A 15,412-nucleotide genomic window follows, 5' to 3' on the forward strand; every position below is an offset into this window, starting at 1 on the left:
TCGTCAGTAACCCTATCACGCAAATGGCCACTAGTGAACAGGCGAGCCTGCGCGATAGGCCGACTTGGCGACCACGATGCGGGGATTGGTGGGAACGGCTGGGATCGAACCAGCGACGCCAGCATCTTCAGTGCTGCGCTCTACCTAACTGAGCGACGTTCACAGGATTTGATATTGGCACCAGTAGCGCGACTCGAACGCGCTCCGCACGGTTTTGGAGACCGGCATGCTAACCCTCACAACCTACTGATGTGAGGTCACCAGCTAAATCGAGGTCGTGGGAATGGTAGGGCGGGCAGGATTCGAACCTGCGAAGCCGAAGCGACGGTTTTACAGACCGCTTCCTTTGTCCGCTTGGATACCGCCCCGTAAGGGCGGCAATATCGAGATCCGTTGTCCATATGCCTAGCCAATAATTGGTAGCGGGAGCCAGATTTGAACTGGCGTCCTCCAGGTTATGAGCCTGGCGAGCTACCGGACTGCTCCACCCCGCTTCGATGACCATATGGCATCTGCTGTCTTGGCGCAAGCACTATGTTGCAAGCTGCCGCTGTCCTGTTAAGATGGGCAATCTGTCGACCACAGTCGCCCTCCCAACCCTGAGGCTCCCATGGCCAAGAGAGCAGCGAAGGCCGCCCCCAAGCGCATCGAGCCCGAGGACGAGAGCCAGGACATCGAGGAGCAGGTGGCCATCGAGTCGCAGGAGCCCGATGAATCCGGCGTCAAGGGGATGACCAAAGCCGAAGCGATCCGCCGGGCCCTAGCTGCCGGACACGAGGGGCCTCAGGAGGGCACCGCGTATATCCTTAAGGAATTCGGGATCGAGGTCGCGCCACAGCATTTCAGCGCCACGAAGTCGCAGATGAAGAGCCGGGAGACCAGCAAGAAGTACAAGCCGGGGCGAAAGTCCAAGGCAGCGGCCCCCAGCCAGGGGGTCGAGGGCTACCTGGCCCCGCCTCCGAAGCAGGCGCCCTCGGGCGGAGAACCCGACCTGCTTGAGGCCATGGAGGCCATGAAGCCGCTGGTCGCCAGCCTCGGCGCCGAGAAGGTCAAGCGCATCGTGGACCTGCTGGGGTAGCGTGCCTGTGAAGGGCTATCTCCCCATCCTGGTCACCGTCGGATTCAGCGCCGTCGGCGTGCTGGGCGACTACCTGCTCAAGCTCGCCAGCGCCCAGAAGGCCCCGCTGCGCTCCGGCTGGTTCTACGTCGGCTTCGCCGTCTACGCCTCGACCGCGTTCGGCTGGGTCTACGTGATGCGGCACCTGAAGCTGGCGACCATCGGCGTCGTCTACTCGGTCTCGATGATCCTGCTGCTGACGGCCATCGGGGCCTTCGCCTTCAGGGAGTCGCTCAACGCCTACGAGGTCATCGGGCTCGTCATGGCCGTCGCCTCGCTGGTCTTGCTGATGCGGTTCGCCTGATGAGTCGATCCGCTTACGCGGTCTGTTTCGAGATCGGCTACCCCTCCCCGGACCATCCACAGCCATGCCCGCCCGAAAAGCCAAGCCCGAGCGCGACGTCACCAAGGCCTACCCACTCTCCCAATTCGCCGACAAGCTCCGGAGGCTGGCCGACGCCGTGGAGGGCGGCCAGCGGTTCCGCATCCAGGTGGCCGGGGAGCGGGTGTCGATCCCGCCCGACGCGATGATCAGCGTCGAGCACGAGCGCGGCGAGGACGGGGAGGAGGTCGAGTTCCAGATCACCTGGAAGTCGCCGGTGCTTCCGGAGAAGACCGAGAAGCCCGCGGCCAAGGGGAAAGCGAAGGCCGGAGGCGGGGCGAAAGCCCGGTCGAAGGAGGGTTGACCGTGCTCTGGCCGAAGGTAGCTCCGGCGATGGATGAGTGGTAAAATGACGCAAGACTTGCGTCCTAGGAGGATGCCACTTTGGATCCGCAACAAATCGTACGCTCTCGCTTTCCTCATGCCCAGGCGATTCACCGGGAGCCGGTCTACGTTCTCGGCCAACGAGAGCCGTACATGCCGGGCGGCTGGGTGGTGCTCTCCTCGCCAACCCTTGGTGCAGAGCATCTTGGCAGTGGGCCGACCGAAGACGCTGCTTGGGCAGCCGCTGCAGATACTATCAGCGAGCAGACTTCCTCTCCGCGGCTCAGCTTCAAAGAGTGGCTAGAGGAGCAGGCGAAACGTGAGGGGGGTGTCGAACTACGCCGACGGCTTATCGAAGATTGGAAGGACGCTGTTGCTGACCTGCTCGCTCAGATGATTAAGTGGCTCGCGGAGGAAGACACCCAAAAAGTCCTGACCGTCGAAACGGGAAAGATCTCAAAAGAGGAGCAAGGATTAGGGATTTACGACGTCGCTGCTCTTCGCATCAATCTGGCGGCGAAATTCGTTGAGGTAATTCCAGAGGGACGCAACATCGTGGGTGCCATAGGCAGGAGCGGGGACCTTGGGCTCCGTGCCGAGGGACGGGTAGACATGCGAAACAGGACGCGGAAGTACATGCTTTTCCGTGTTGCCTCTGCTGATGCCAAGAAGTGGAACATCGTGGATGACGACAATTATACGATCCAAGATTTTTCGAAAGAAACCTTTGTGGCGGCGTTGCAGGATCTTCTGTCATGAGGACGCTGGACGATGCCTGGCTGTGGTATGAGGATACCAAAAAAACGCTCCGTCGAATGGAGCGAATGGGTAATCGTTATTGGGACAGGATTCCGTGGGATGCGCCGCCTTGGAGGGGCGACCGACACTTCATCGACCTGACCAAAGAGGCGATCGTTAGAGCTGCGGTGAATGCGTCAGTGCATCTCGACGATTTGGCTGTGGTGGTACTGTTCTCGGTTTTCGAGGCCAACGTGCGTGGCGCAATCCTCGACCAAATGCAAGCCGAGGAACCACAATACCAACACCGAGCGATTCGAGATGCCATCAGGGCGGCTCGGGACCGTATTGGTGAAGGGAGTTTTTATGCCGTCTTGTCCTCGTTTAAGGGGTCGGACAACAACCTGATCGAAGACGTAAACCAAGTCCGGAAATACCGTAACTGGGTTTCCCACGGCAGACGTGGCGCACAGCCCGCCTTGGTAATCCCGCCAGTCGCTTTTGAGCGGCTGAAGAAGTGCATGACTTTGTTTTTCCCGCCCGTTCCCGAGGAGTGGGTGGCCATCAGTGCTTACTATGTGTGGGAGGAAGAGACGCGACCTGGCGCAAGAGATTCGGTCTACTGGAATAAAGGGAAAACCCAACTGCAGGAGATGATGAGAACTGGCGAACTTTCACTACCTTAATATTATGGACGCTGCTCGTCCTAAGTCCGCTTAGCACCGTTGCTTGGCTATCACTCAATCAATAGATTCTCAGCGATCATCAAGAATAGGAAGGCGAGAGGCCCATAATCCAAACTCGATGACCCTGGCATCGGCCTGACTTATCTCGACGTCGAGGGCACCTCGGGCATCGTCCACGTCGTGCCGGACTCAGGTATGCGCGGTTTATCGGTAGGAGCCTTCTGAGATCCCGCTAGCCAAGAGCCGGTCAATGGCCTATCCTGCTCGCATGAAACGCTTTATCGCTGCCTTCCTGCTCCTCGTCTGCTGGCCTCTCCCGGCTCTCGCTGGGGACTTCGCGGCCAAGGTCGTCGGCATCTCCGACGGTGACACGCTGACCGTCCTGACCGCCGAGAAGCGGCAGGTGAAGGTCCGGCTGCATGGGGTAGATGCTCCGGAGACCGGCCAGGACTTTGGCACGCGGGCGAAGCAGGCCGCGTCCGAGATGGCCTTCGGCCAGCAGGTGACCGTTCGGGAGATGGACCGGGACCGCTACGGCCGCACCGTGGCCGAGGTGTTCCTGCCCGACGGCCGCTCGATGAATCATGAGCTCGTCCGAGCTGGGATGGCGCACTGGTATCGGCAGTACGCCCCCGCCGACCGCGAGCTGGCCACGCTGGAGGCCGAGGCGAAGGCAGCGAAGCGAGGGCTATGGGCCGTGCCGCCCTGGGAATGGAGGAGCGGCAAGGGCGTCCCCGTTACGGCGGGGGTCTTGGGGAACCGCCGGAGCTTCGTCTACCATACACCGAACTGCCGGGGCGCGGCCTCGATGAGCGAGAAGAACCGCGTCCCGTTCAAGACGGCGGCAGAGGCCGAGTCGGCGGGATATCGGAAGGCGGGGGATTGCCGGTGGTAGAGCCCCATCGCGCGCTGGCGTTGCTTCGGGGTCCAACTCTTGCGGTTATTCGCCATGCCTCCGAAGAGCCACGACATAGCTGATTGGCAGTTGCAAGGGACGATCAATACCACTCGAGTGTCCCGCGGCGTGATGCCATGAGTAGCCATGACATCGCGTGTTTGGATAGTGCGTCCCGTCTCTTCGCCTGATAGGCCCGCACACCCGACACCAGGGTTCCTACGGCCGCCACCCCCGCCACCATCGTCAGAGCCGGGATATTGAATCCTTCGCCGACCACTGACGATCCCACGGTGGCGATGGTCCCGATGCCAAATTCCTTGGAAAGTAAGGCGTCTGTCCTGCTGCGTTTGAGACTGTCCTTCAGTTCCTGTAGATCGTCCCGCACGTCCTCTTCATATTGCCTCTCGATCTCTCGGATGTCAGCGGTATCTCCCTGGCAGGCTGCAATTCGTTTAACGTAGGCGTCAATATGATTCATAAAATTATGGCGCATCTTCCTGAGCCGCTTCCCCGGCTTCTTCAACTCTTGCTCTCGAAGTTCGATGAGCTCGCCGAGCGTAAATTGATCTGGATCGAGCACTTTGACGGCGATGGTGACCAGTCGCTCCACGTCGGCGCTCGCTTGACCATCGGGAACCTTCTGGATCGCGGCTATGGATCGGGCCAGCAGACGGTATGAATTCGTTTGATCTGTGACGAGCCGCTTTTGCGTTCCGGCGCAAGACTCGGCGAGGATCGACATTATCGCCAAGCCTACGTTCCTGCTCATGACCCAGTCTTCGTAGGGTCCGAGGTTGTCTGGCATGGCCAAATTTGTTTGCTTGAGCGCTTCCAAAGTCTCGCCGAGGAACTTGTCCGGGTAGATAAGGTATCGATTAGTTTCAGGGATCCGCTCGTCCCACCGGAAATCATCCGGCAGAGGAGATGTAACGAGCTCTTCAATCAATTGATGGGCCCGCTTCTTCTGCGTCCGATTTGGGACCACCCCCGCCCCGATTAACTCAACGGCTTTATTGAATTGGGGGCTGGAGTACTCATTTCGGAGCTGAAAGCCTTCGTGGGGGACGATAAACTCCAACCGATCCCAGAGAAGTAGCGCAGTTTTCAGCAGGCTTTCGTCGCCGTGAGGGTTATGAGGGCCGCCACCTCGCAGCACGGTATGGGGGTAGTAAAGCGCGGTCAGCATGGCCCAACTCCTAGTCGGCCAATTCCAAGTTCACCGACGCCCTGTAATGCACCGGCTCCAGCAGACAAGTCTTCGACAACGCCCCGCTCAGTATGTATACCCGCGGCCGGCGCGAGAAATCGAAGACCCGGTAGAGGTGGAACCGCTCCTCGATATCCTCCGAGCAACGTCGCTCGTTCTCCGTGACCACGAAGGGGAAGTACTTTCCGAGGCACGTTGTCTTGACCTCCAGGCATCGCTCACTATCGTCGGCATCGTCAAATGAGAGCACGTCGAACCCGACGCCATCGCCGCAGGTCTGGGAGATCCATTCTACTCGGCTCGCCAGGTCGTCACGTCCTGCAGCCAGAAGTCGCTTCCTCTCTATCTCCAGCGTGAACTGCTCCCCCATCTGCCCTAGCTGTCGATTCAGGGCGTCCCGCCTCGCGAAATCGACCTTACGTCCCCGCCGCGAGAGCCAAGGCTTTGAATCGCCGCTCGGAAGCACCATCCGGTCGGGCGGATCGTCGAAGTAGCCCTCCACGCCCCCCTCAGCTAAGGATGGTGACGCTGAAGGGTTCAGCACGGGAGACGCCTCCAACTCCTTCGCCAGCTCGGGATGGGAGTCCAGGTAGGCCTCGACCACCTGGGGAAGGAGCCGCTTCTGGTAGTTCTTGGCGGGCTTGTAGCCGTTGATGTAAGGCAGCCCCATCTCCAGTAGCACGGCACTGATGTTCTGGTGCTTGAACTCGACGGAGCCCTTGCTCCGGCCGTTCAGTTGCTCCCGGAGGGCCTGGTTGCGCCCAGCTTTGTTGAAGGGCCGGTCGGCCAGGTCGTGCCGCAGCATGTCGAAATAGTCGGCGACGATCAGTGAGACTTCCTCGGCGGTCCAGTCTGCACGCTTCTCGGAGTCGGTCGTCTCCTCGCCTTTCTTCTCGACCTCGAATCCCAACTGCCGCAGAACTTGGTTCGCCTGGCCGGGTGCCTCCCCGCCGCTGAACGCCTCCGGCCGCAGAATTTCGCCGTGAAGGTGACGGAAGGCCAAGCCGATCACCGCCTTGGGCGGGTAGCGGCGCCCCTCGTAGACGACCTCGTAACCCGTTGGCGCGCCGAACGGATGCTCGACCCCGGCGTCTAGCTCGCCCAGGGCGAGCCTGACGTGTTCGGCGGTCAGGCCTTTGGGAATCGATTGTGGCATCGCGGAAAGCAGCGCTACAGGACGAATCGGACCACGGTTCCAAGATCGTAGCTGCTCGAGATCGTCGACGCCAGGACACTGACCCCACGCACGCCCGGATGCGCTGGCTAACGCTCTTCAGGTGGCAACTCGGCCAGATCCGCTCGCGCCTCGGCTTACCCGATGTGCCGGGCTTCGCCCTTGAAGACTTCGCGGCCATGCCAATCGAGATGCTTCGGCTCCGGCCGCCAGTCAGGGTGCTGGGCTTCCCGAATCGGCCTGCCGTGGTAGGCCAGCAACGCCTCTTGGAAGCCGGTGGTGCCGTTCGCCTGGTCTGAGACGAGCAGCACGCCTTCCCTAACGGTGAAAGCCCCCAGGTCGAACGTCTTGTGGTGCAGGACGCAGAGGGCAAGGCCGTTGTCCTCGGTGTCGGGTCCGCCAACCTGGTGCCAGCGGATATGGGCGGCGTCCAGGGCGATGGACACCGAGCCGAGCCGCACGTCGAAGCCGCAGACGGCGCAGCGAAACTCGTAGGCCTTGAGCACCCGCTGGCGGAAGGCCGGATCGCGCTTGCGGCGGGTGACGGCCGTCTCCAGCGTCAGGCCGACCGCGTTCAGGATGTCCGGGTGGAGCGACTCTGGGAAATGCTGCTCGAGGATCCGGCTGGCGATGGCAGCGACGAGGCCGGGGTCAGCGGAAAGGGCGGCCTGCACCTCAGGCGAGAACTCGGCCCGGACGTCGTGCGTCCGCAGCTCGGTGACCCGGGGGATGTCGTCGCCGGTCTTTAGAGTCAGGCCCTCCGGGGCGTGGACTGTCCAGACGGCGTCGCGCTGGAGCCGCCAGAAGGGCTGCTCGGGGTGGTCAGACTTGCGCGGCGGACCGAACTCGCGAAGCAGGGCGGTGAGGTCTGGCTCGACCTGCTGGAACGAGAGATCCTTCTGGCCCGCCTGCCACCGACCGAGAGCGTAGAGGACGAGGAGCGGCTTGTGCGGGGCGCGCTGGTCGCCCTGCTTCCAGATGCTCAGGCCGTCGAAGCGGTGAAGGACGGTTTCGCTGCCCATGGGTGCCCCATCATGAAGCTAACCGACTGGTGCCACGAACGCCACAGCCCGGATGCTGGATGGGGCCGCACACCCGCAAAGCCGGTAGCGTTTGGTCTACCGTGCTGGGCCTGTCGTACCGGTTGCAGAGCCGTCCGACTCCGACCTGATGCAGGCGGGGCAGATGCCCCCGACATTCTCGGATGTCCTCGCGGGAGGGGCTGGGAGGATACCATTCCCGTCAGCATGTCCGTCGAGGATCTCCTGGACGCGCTGGACGAAACTCGAGTGGTCAGCGGCGTACATTCCCCCTCTGGCCCCTTCATAACCGCAATTCCAAGCAGCGAGGGCTTGACCGTAGCGGAACGCATCAGCCAGATCACTATCGGTTAACTTTTGGAAGCCTTCGGCCCCGCCCCTACCCGCCCGTTCGATGAAGCCGGCGGTGCACCAATCCCCCGAGCCAGCCGTGTCGCGGATCGAATCGACCGGGAACGCCTTCATTTCAACCCATCGACCCGCCCGGTGGCTCTGGGATACACGACGATATCGCAAGCCAGCCTCGCCAAGCGTTTCGACCTGCAAGCGCGGGATCCCCTCCATCCCGATCTCGGGCAGCTCCCGCAGCCTTTCGTGCGAATACTTCACGATGTGGGCGGTTTCCCAGGCCTGGCGAAAGAGAACCTGGTTCCCGATGCTCGATGGCTCGAATACGACCAAGGCGCCATTCTCGGCGCACGCCTTGGCGAGAATGATTCCTCCCGGCGTCGCCCTGTCGAAGAAATAGACCTGAGCCCCCGCCGCCATCGCGGCGATCTCTTCGGCTACCGTGGCGAGGACCGGCTTGAACGCCGGGAACTGCGACCCGCACTCTGGGCATCGCCATGAGAAGGAATGCCGGGGAATGTTGCCGCTCCCCTGAGTGATCCGTTCCACGATCACGGGCGTGCTGCCATCATCAGCCGTGCTGATAAAACGGTCGGACACCCCCCATCGTCGAAGGTCCGCGAGGATGCGATCAGCAGCGGCACCCGACCGCAGGCGGGCGACAGGTTGGGAGTTCCAACCAAGGTAACGCAGGGCTATCAAGACGTTTCCGCAAGTCCCGCCGGCCCAGTAGCTCGTGGGAGCTCCGCTCACCTCGCTGATCACGATGTCGAGCGCGAGAAGTCCCGAGCCGACCACTGCAGGGTGGCTCATGTCTGGGCGCATGGTAGCCTGCTTTCGTGATCGCTTCATGTTCCGGCTCCTTCCGAATCGTGAGGCGTTCCGTATGCCTCGCCGTGCAGCCACAGATGGACGAATTCCCCCGCCGGGCCCGAGATCCGCGCATCGAGGCGGTCGAAGTCGACATCGTAACCGATGGCTTCGACGTACATTACCGTAAAATTTTGCTCCAGGGCAGCCATCAGGGCCCCCAGGGAGAGGGCCTTGCTGCCCACCGGTGACAGGACGATCTGCGACCCCCCGACTTCCGAGAAGACTCGCCGACGCGCGTCATCGATCCGTAAGATCGACCGGTAAAGATCGACGGGGCTCTTCTCATCCGCGTACACCAGATCGCGAGCGTCTACCTGCCAAGACTCCTGCAACTCCACCGCGTATTCTTCGATCAGCTCGTCGGATAGTCGAGGTCGGGCGGCTGGGAACGGCAAGATCGGGCAGACAACGGTATCGGGCTGGGCGTTCCGAATGACCTGGTAGATCTGCCGAAGGATCGCCTGCCTGCCCCGACTTAGCTGCGGCATCCAGAGCGTCGCGGCGCGAGACTTATCGTGCAGGCCCCAGCCTCCCCGGAAACCATGTATCGGGGCCGGGAGGTCCCCCGTTATGGATCGGATCGCATGATCGGTCGGCGGCTCGTCCATCACTACGACGTGCAGGTTCCTCGGGGTACCGTTGCCCCCTCGCTTCACGGTCTCGAGCAGGTGGCGGATCAGCGGGAAGGCGACCCCAAGGGAGAGGGCACTAACATCAACGAAAATATCCGTGAACCCTTGGAGCGAAATTCCGTTGACGAGCGAAACGGCATTCCTGCCGCCGACGGCCGCGTTGTCGGTGGCGAGGACCTGAATATGGCGGATCATCGCGTTGGGTAGCCAGGACCGCAGTAGAGCGCAATTCGCCTCCGCCCTCCTGAGTAGCTCCGGATGCGGGCCGGGCCTTTCCTCCCGAAGGAATAGTCCCTGTAACCGCCCGGCAGCCACCTCCGTCATGAGCTCACAGATATGTGTGGACCGAGGATCGAAGCCGCCCCCGGCGACGAGCATAACCCGACGGTCATCGTGAGATAGGTATTCGCGGATGAATCCGGCGGCATGAACGCCCCTGTGGTAGATGCAGGGGTCCCAGCGTCGAGCCACGCTCATGACGGCCGCTCCTCAAGCAATGCGGCCAGGGCCTCCGCCTCGCCCTCAAGAAACCCGCCACGCCTTAATGAGAGACCGTGCGCCAGGTTGACCATTCCGCCTAGCTCCAGAAGGCACCAAATTTTCGATCCCTGCTTGTAGTTTGGGACAAGAAGGATGGCGTTATAGGCGACCGCGAATTGGAGGACTCGTGCCAGATCGGGGTAATTCTTCGCTAGATTCTCGAACTCCTCCTGCGATATGCCGTAGGAATTCGGTGTAAGCCATCCGTTCGGCTCCTGCGTGACTTCCACGCACCGCTTGCCAATCCAGGTGACGAGCTGCCTAACCTCCTGGAAGTACGGAAACGACCATTTATTGATGATCCATTCGGCCCGCTGCCGAAGTAGCCGGCTCTGTGTCCCTGCGCTGAGTTGAGGCCCCTTCGATCGGATTACCTGCGTGGCCACTGTCTCAACCAGGACTGCCGACAGCTGTAGGAACAGCTCGGCATTTTCAGAGCTGGAATCGCAGAGATCGTCGATCCCGAAATAGAAGGGGCGATTGTATCGGTGCAGGAGATGGAGCTTGGCCGCCTCGTGTACGTCCGAGTTCGCAGCGATAGGGCGAGAGGGCTCCGGGTCCGTCTCGAAGAGAGTCGCGACTTTTTTCCTCCGCCGATCGTAGCGATGCAAGAGCACCATCAGCATCGCGAGGCGAACATCCGGCGGGACGGCACGCCCGCCCGAGCGGAAGCTGTCAACTTCTTTCTCGAATTCCTCACGCCGTGAATCCGTCACCCTTAGCCGTCGCTGAGCGGCGTTGACCATCTCACCGTACTCGCGCAAGGCGGATGGGCTGATCGATTCCTCTTGATCACTCAGCAGGTCAGAGAGGACGATCAGCCGCCTCGGCCCCAACAAGGAGTGCTTCTGGAGGTACCGTCCGGCCATGTCTTTCGCCATTCGCCGGAATGCAGTGCGCTGCTCCCTCCTGGGGCCACTGCTCTGGAGCAGTACGATTTCGATGTCGCGACCGGCAGTCAGGCCGGGAAAATCCGCCTCGGCCCGATCTTCGGTGACCGCGTTCAAAGCCTCCTGGGGCAGGAGAATATCAAACCGCGCGATCATCCAACGGGCGATCCGCAGCTCTCTCCGAGCCAGCCAATGCTGAAGCGCCCGGAATTGGCTCGGATGTAGGACATTAGCGTCATCGAGGATGACGAGGGGAAGGAGCGACAACGGCGAGGTGGCATCGTTCTGAGGGACGACCTCGATCCGGTCGATCACGTCGAAGGGGCGATAAGCACCGGTCACCGCCGGGCTGAGGTCTTCCTCTCGGGGCGCTATGAGAGCTCCGACGATCTCGTAAGCGGCTGCCTCTACCTCTCTAGCCCTCGCCAGTACCCCCTCGGCGTCCGGCCCTCCGATAGCATCAACCGCCGTCTCCGCGTCCGAGCGGGGAACTATGCGTATCCGCGAAGCCGAAACGCCCTCCGACGCTAAATGGCGAAACCATGCCAGCACCGCTCTGGCCTGAACAAAGGTTGTCAGCAGGCCGATCTTCAAGGTTTCGTTATAAGGAAATTCCCAGAAATCCCGATAATCCGTCTCCATGGTGAGACGACAGCCGATCACCGCGGGCCGGTCATCGACGATCCCTCCACATTCCACCAGCGCCCCTGCCAGAGACTGGTATCCCGACGAGCTCCGGTTGCGCAGCAGGGCGGTAAGGGTCGGATACTCGAAGAGTCTCGCCAGGGTGGTCTTGCCGCTGCCGGGCGTCCCCTGCATGAACAGCAGGCGATCGTAGAGCGTTCCCGCCTGACCGCGGCCGCGCAGGAAGAATGTGACGGGCTCCGGGCTTACCACCGCCAGGAAGGCCTCATCGTCCCGTAGGTATTCGCTGGCGCGTTTTAGGAACGGGTTCTCCATCCCGGTGTGCCCTCTTAAACGTGCCTCTGACGCCTGCGGAACAGCGGCCGCATCGCGTGCTTATCTTCGCCGCCCAGGGTCTCGGCCCAGAGCAGAGCGACCGAATTGTTCGGCGTGTTGTGCTCGAGTATTAGCGGCAGCGCACAACTACCGAACCCGAGCCGCGCATCATGGCCGCCGAGCTTCATGTGCTTGGTTTCGATTGTGTCGTCGTAATATCGATTTGTTAGCGCGACGAAATCCGGGTGGCTCCCCGCGTCGATTGGCGTGCCCTCCGGCAAGACGATTCCGAAAGAGAACTCCACGGAGTTGAACCAGCTCCCCTCGCCGTGTTCGGTGAGCGCGGCCTTCTGCCGCTCCTGCACGACGCGCTGGGCTCGGTGCGTACCGATATAATGGTGTACATTGAGCGTCCACCCGCTCTCGAAGTGGGTGGGAAGAACTTCCTGCACCTCTTTCCAAAACCTCGCCAGCTTCCCTTTCCATTTATCGCCCTCCTTGCGAAGGAGCGTCGTGCCGCTGGCGATGAAGTCGTCGATCAGGAATATGGAGGAGAATCTCGCCGACTTGTCTTCGGCCCGGAGGTCGTCGAGCAGGTCATCCCACTTCTCCCGATTGATCCTCGGCGCGGTAACTACCTGCTCGTTGCTGATCGTGCCCGCGTTCGCCCTCCTGAAGACATCAATCCTGGCCCCGTCGCTCAGTTCGACGAACAGAGTCTGCCGCAGGAGCTTTCGATAGAGCTTGGAGGGCTCTTCGGCGGCCCACACCCTGTATGGCGGTATGCCCAATCGCGCTGCGACGGCGTTCTGAAGCCGCCATTGCACCGTCTCAGGGTAGAAGAGCTCGACTAGATGGTTCATCTCCGACGTGCTGATATACACAAGGGAGCCGCGGATGAGCCCATAAGCAGCCTCCCTCTCGGCCGGGGAGAACTGCTGGATCCAGTCCGCCAGGGATTCGATAAACCTCATCCCGGCCAGGAAATCCTGGTAACCGTCGTATTTCATCCGTGACATCAATCGCAGCCAGTCGAACTCCTGGCGTGAGCGATCGGTGTCCCACCCCATGATCTCGCTTAGCCGGCCGAGGATGAAATCCTGGTTCATCGACCACCACGTTTCGTCGCTATGGGAGCTAATCGTAAGCCCTTGCGAGTCGTCTTCAGCCTGCGCAGATAGCCGATGGTTGCCTGTGAGCCTCGATGACCGGCGGGGGCGAGATTCCACGCCCCCTTCGGATCAGGAGATACTTCGTCAGCGCTCAGCGAGTGAGCGCTGTCCAAGAGCGCAAAGTCGTTTCCAGGCCAGCGACCTCGGTCGCCGATTCGCAGCACGGGCCTGCCGTCCCCTGCCATCTCGGCCACCCGCTCGACCGCAGTGAGTTTGGTCGTTTCCGGCGCCACGATATCAACCGAATGGCCCGATCTCAGGGCTACAGCACCAGTGTAGCTCGAAGAGAGCAGCAGTGCATGGACGTACTCCCAGAGCGGCCCGGGAAAGACCCCGTCAGCAGGCGTCAGGGTGATCTGCTTCAAGCGGAAGGAGAAGGAAGCCAGCCGCGTGATGTATGGATCGGCTCGCATCCGGTCGGCGACTCGTTGGAGCTCGGGGCCAACTTCTTCGCGACCGTCCGGGCACTTGTCGTCGCCTAAGGATCCAACCTCAGCACCGTTGTAATAGCCGATGATCACTTGGTCCCACAAATCTCTTGGCAGGGCCTGTTGGAGGGATCGCCGCACCGATTTCCCTCGCCCCGTCGCAATCCCGATGTATCCCCCGGCGCGAAGGAGCCGCTCGAACTCTGCGGCCATGATATCCGGCAGGGGGCCGTATCGCTCGCCCTCATGGCATAGCGTGCCGTCGTAGTCCAACGCGAGACCGCCGTAGGCGGAATCGGTCAGGGTGGAGCAGGCCAAGCGATAGGCTTCTCGCCACGAATCCAGGCGCCCGGAACGCGACAACTCGGCGACCTTCGTGCGGGCCTTTCGTTCGATGGCAAGTTGCTCACCCGGCGGCAAGCCGCTATCCTCAGACGTCAGACCTCGATAGACGTTCAGGTGGTAGATTTCCCTCCCAAACGACGGAACTCCGGGGTCCCCCGGATCGAATCCCCTCGCTCTGCCAGCACTCGCCGTCACGAAGAAGCCCCGAGACATTGCGGCGATCGCCGCGAGATAACCGGAGTGCGACACGTCGAGCCGGACGACGGGGACATCCGGCGGCAGTAAGCCGAGCATCGCGTCGGCAATCTGGCGATCGTCATCGCAGATGATCGCCAGAACCGCTGATTCCGGACCCCGCTTCGCAATCCAGTGGTGCCTGCCATGCGCGAAGTGCCGGTAATCGGCCACCTGGACCGACCCGACGGCGGCCTCCGTAAACTTCGATTCGATGTCGATGGCGGCTGGGAGGGTTGAGGGGCCGTGAAGGACGACGAGCGTGTTGCGGCTCCACAACTCCGCGCACCGGATGTCGATGGCCTGGGCATCCGTCCACGAGTGGTCGCAGATCAGATCGTAGAATGAGCGGGGCAGACCTGGGTCGGCGCCGAGAGCATCGGCGTAAGCGCGGGCGAGAAGGACCGAGAACGCCAAGAGGGAATTCACAGCAAGAAAGCCGTCCTTGCCGCAGGGCGGGGCGAAATCGAAGAAGTCCACGAAGCGATACTTCGCGGCGGCATCGGCTAGCGGAGACTCTGGTGTGGCACACCATGCCATCAGACTCCTCGGCTCCGCCGAGATGAGATGGCGGAATCCTCCAAGAACGTCCGGATTCTTCCCACCAGCAGTGGGGATGAAGACCGCCAGATCGCGCAGGTCAGCCGGGGACGCTATCAGTTGGAGTGGCGTCATCGCCTGGGCGATGCGCTTGGTGTGGTGGGTGTGCAGGGCGGCCGCGAGGTGGGCGACCGTAAAAGAGCCGCCCGAGCCGACAGCGAGGAGGGGAAGGCCAGTCAAGCCGCGGAATGCCCGAACGATGCTGTCGAGCGGGTGCCTCATGGACCATTCAAAGGTGGCCGGCAGGGAATCTAGCTCGGCCGCAAAAGGTTTGCCCACGGGCGATTTCCATGAATGAGCGGGTTGGCCAAGCCACCGGAATCACCGCGCCTCCGTCACGAAACCGACCGCGAAACGGCCCAGCCTCCCTCGTGATAGGTGCGTACCGATGACGTTGCATGGCCCCCGAGGCGCACTGACTCTCGGTCGGGCCGTATGGCGAATGCCTATTCTATCGACCGTGCACGGCGAATTCTTGGGTGAAGCGGCGGGGCATCTGACTCTTTGACCACTAATGGCCGCAAGTTCCCTAATATAATATGCTCCGTCAATCCTCACCACGCAGGTTCAGTTTCTCGTGCCTCCAACCCCTGTCCCGAGACTCGCCGTCAGGCCGAGTCGCAAGCCGCCATGCGGTGCCGATTAGCGGCCAAAGCGACGTCCGCCATCGCGTTGCAACCCCAATGCAACCCAGCACGCGGGCCACGTACGCAAGTCTTTTCAGAAAATTGCTTTAAGGAAACGAGACGGCGGGTGCAATTCCCGCCGCCTCCACTTCGCAGCAAACTGTTAACTGATGAGAGTTTGCGACAACAGGCGACGCA

15 protein-coding genes and 4 tRNA genes are annotated in these 15,412 nt (G+C 61.7%); 7 read left to right on the forward strand and 12 right to left on the reverse strand.

What is annotated here, in order from left to right; genetic code table 11:
- Positions 1 to 86: 86 nt before the first annotated feature.
- From GA615_RS13540 to GA615_RS13555, 4 genes are all read right to left on the reverse strand, one after another.
- A tRNA-Phe gene (locus GA615_RS13540) sits at positions 87 to 163 on the reverse strand.
- A 12-nt stretch (positions 164 to 175) separates the two neighbouring features.
- Positions 176 to 251 (reverse strand) — tRNA-Trp (locus GA615_RS13545).
- Positions 252 to 284: 33 nt separating this feature from the next.
- A tRNA-Tyr gene (locus GA615_RS13550) sits at positions 285 to 368 on the reverse strand.
- 49 nt (positions 369 to 417) lie between these two features.
- Positions 418 to 494, reverse strand: a tRNA-Met gene (locus GA615_RS13555).
- Between the two features lie 116 nt (positions 495 to 610).
- Between GA615_RS13555 and GA615_RS13560 the strand changes: the two genes are divergently transcribed.
- The 6 genes from GA615_RS13560 to GA615_RS13585 all read left to right on the forward strand — a co-directional run bounded on the left by GA615_RS13560 (position 611) and on the right by GA615_RS13585 (position 4,142).
- On the forward strand, positions 611 to 1,078 hold the full coding sequence (locus GA615_RS13560; RefSeq protein ID WP_152051846.1) for a thioesterase: 468 nt from the start codon (positions 611 to 613) through the stop codon (positions 1,076 to 1,078).
- Between the two features lies 1 nt (position 1,079).
- Complete coding sequence (locus GA615_RS13565) at positions 1,080 to 1,421, forward strand: transporter (RefSeq protein WP_152051847.1); 342 nt, start codon at positions 1,080 to 1,082, stop codon at positions 1,419 to 1,421.
- Positions 1,422 to 1,485: 64 nt separating this feature from the next.
- The gene (locus GA615_RS13570) at positions 1,486 to 1,803 is read left to right on the forward strand and encodes an amphi-Trp domain-containing protein (RefSeq protein ID WP_152051848.1); all 318 of its coding nucleotides are present in this window, start codon (positions 1,486 to 1,488) and stop codon (positions 1,801 to 1,803) included.
- An 80-nt stretch (positions 1,804 to 1,883) separates the two neighbouring features.
- Positions 1,884 to 2,582, forward strand: a complete 699-nt coding sequence (locus GA615_RS13575; protein WP_152051849.1) for a hypothetical protein — start codon at positions 1,884 to 1,886, stop codon at positions 2,580 to 2,582.
- A complete protein-coding gene (locus tag GA615_RS13580) occupies positions 2,579 to 3,247 on the forward strand; it encodes a hypothetical protein (protein ID WP_152051850.1) in 669 nt (222 codons plus the stop codon). The genes GA615_RS13575 and GA615_RS13580 overlap by 4 nt, the downstream gene beginning before the upstream one ends.
- 250 nt (positions 3,248 to 3,497) lie before the next feature.
- Positions 3,498 to 4,142, forward strand: coding sequence for a thermonuclease family protein (locus GA615_RS13585; protein ID WP_201750187.1), 645 nt, complete (start codon positions 3,498 to 3,500; stop codon positions 4,140 to 4,142).
- 103 nt (positions 4,143 to 4,245) lie between these two features.
- Here the strand turns inward: GA615_RS13585 and GA615_RS13590 are convergent, their stop codons facing one another.
- The 8 genes from GA615_RS13590 to GA615_RS13625 all read right to left on the reverse strand — a co-directional run bounded on the left by GA615_RS13590 (position 4,246) and on the right by GA615_RS13625 (position 14,528).
- Entirely contained in the window at positions 4,246 to 5,331 is a 1,086-nt protein-coding gene (locus tag GA615_RS13590; RefSeq protein ID WP_152051851.1) for a hypothetical protein, read from the reverse strand.
- Between the two features lie 10 nt (positions 5,332 to 5,341).
- A complete protein-coding gene (locus tag GA615_RS13595; RefSeq protein WP_152051852.1) occupies positions 5,342 to 6,508 on the reverse strand; it encodes a DUF3883 domain-containing protein in 1,167 nt (388 codons plus the stop codon).
- Between the two features lie 155 nt (positions 6,509 to 6,663).
- Positions 6,664 to 7,548, reverse strand: coding sequence for a phosphorothioated DNA-binding restriction endonuclease (locus GA615_RS13600; RefSeq protein ID WP_152051853.1), 885 nt, complete (start codon positions 7,546 to 7,548; stop codon positions 6,664 to 6,666).
- 96 nt (positions 7,549 to 7,644) lie between these two features.
- Positions 7,645 to 8,766 carry a carbohydrate kinase family protein gene (locus GA615_RS13605; protein ID WP_152051854.1) on the reverse strand — a complete coding sequence of 374 codons (1,122 nt, stop codon included), beginning with the start codon at positions 8,764 to 8,766 and terminating at the stop codon, positions 7,645 to 7,647.
- A complete protein-coding gene (locus GA615_RS13610; protein ID WP_161602328.1) occupies positions 8,763 to 9,896 on the reverse strand; it encodes a hypothetical protein in 1,134 nt (377 codons plus the stop codon). The genes GA615_RS13605 and GA615_RS13610 overlap by 4 nt, the downstream gene beginning before the upstream one ends.
- Positions 9,893 to 11,809, reverse strand: coding sequence for a hypothetical protein (locus GA615_RS13615; protein ID WP_152051856.1), 1,917 nt, complete (start codon positions 11,807 to 11,809; stop codon positions 9,893 to 9,895). Before GA615_RS13615 ends, GA615_RS13610 begins: the two co-directional genes overlap by 4 nt.
- 14 nt (positions 11,810 to 11,823) lie before the next feature.
- Entirely contained in the window at positions 11,824 to 12,918 is a 1,095-nt protein-coding gene (locus GA615_RS13620; protein ID WP_152051857.1) for a phosphoribosyltransferase-like protein, read from the reverse strand.
- Positions 12,915 to 14,528: a sucrose-6-phosphate hydrolase gene (locus tag GA615_RS13625; protein WP_152051858.1), complete on the reverse strand. Its 1,614-nt coding sequence runs from the start codon at positions 14,526 to 14,528 to the stop codon at positions 12,915 to 12,917. Before GA615_RS13625 ends, GA615_RS13620 begins: the two co-directional genes overlap by 4 nt.
- 27 nt (positions 14,529 to 14,555) lie before the next feature.
- Between GA615_RS13625 and GA615_RS13630 the strand changes: the two genes are divergently transcribed.
- Positions 14,556 to 14,843, forward strand: coding sequence for a hypothetical protein (locus tag GA615_RS13630; protein ID WP_152051859.1), 288 nt, complete (start codon positions 14,556 to 14,558; stop codon positions 14,841 to 14,843).
- The last annotated feature ends 569 nt before the right edge of the window (positions 14,844 to 15,412 follow it).

The organism is Tautonia marina, assembly GCF_009177065.1.
GTDB classification, from domain to species: domain Bacteria; phylum Planctomycetota; class Planctomycetia; order Isosphaerales; family Isosphaeraceae; genus Tautonia; species Tautonia marina.

Bases quoted from the DNA above. Each gene is read 5' to 3' on its own strand.
- GA615_RS13560 (WP_152051846.1), top strand. From the start codon at position 611: ATGGCCAAGAGAGCAGCGAAGGCCGCCCCCAAGCGCATCGAGCCCGAG.
- GA615_RS13570 (WP_152051848.1), top strand. From the start codon at position 1,486: ATGCCCGCCCGAAAAGCCAAGCCCGAGCGCGACGTCACCAAGGCCTAC.
- GA615_RS13580 (WP_152051850.1), top strand. From the start codon at position 2,579: ATGAGGACGCTGGACGATGCCTGGCTGTGGTATGAGGATACCAAAAAA.
- GA615_RS13585 (WP_201750187.1), top strand. From the start codon at position 3,498: ATGGCCTATCCTGCTCGCATGAAACGCTTTATCGCTGCCTTCCTGCTC.
- GA615_RS13590 (WP_152051851.1), bottom strand. From the start codon at position 5,331: ATGCTGACCGCGCTTTACTACCCCCATACCGTGCTGCGAGGTGGCGGC.
- GA615_RS13595 (WP_152051852.1), bottom strand. From the start codon at position 6,508: ATGCCACAATCGATTCCCAAAGGCCTGACCGCCGAACACGTCAGGCTC.
- GA615_RS13600 (WP_152051853.1), bottom strand. From the start codon at position 7,548: ATGGGCAGCGAAACCGTCCTTCACCGCTTCGACGGCCTGAGCATCTGG.
- GA615_RS13605 (WP_152051854.1), bottom strand. From the start codon at position 8,766: ATGAAGCGATCACGAAAGCAGGCTACCATGCGCCCAGACATGAGCCAC.
- GA615_RS13610 (WP_161602328.1), bottom strand. From the start codon at position 9,896: ATGAGCGTGGCTCGACGCTGGGACCCCTGCATCTACCACAGGGGCGTT.
- GA615_RS13615 (WP_152051856.1), bottom strand. From the start codon at position 11,809: ATGGAGAACCCGTTCCTAAAACGCGCCAGCGAATACCTACGGGACGAT.
- GA615_RS13620 (WP_152051857.1), bottom strand. From the start codon at position 12,918: ATGAACCAGGATTTCATCCTCGGCCGGCTAAGCGAGATCATGGGGTGG.
- GA615_RS13625 (WP_152051858.1), bottom strand. From the start codon at position 14,528: ATGGCATGGTGTGCCACACCAGAGTCTCCGCTAGCCGATGCCGCCGCG.
- GA615_RS13630 (WP_152051859.1), top strand. From the start codon at position 14,556: ATGGCGGAATCCTCCAAGAACGTCCGGATTCTTCCCACCAGCAGTGGG.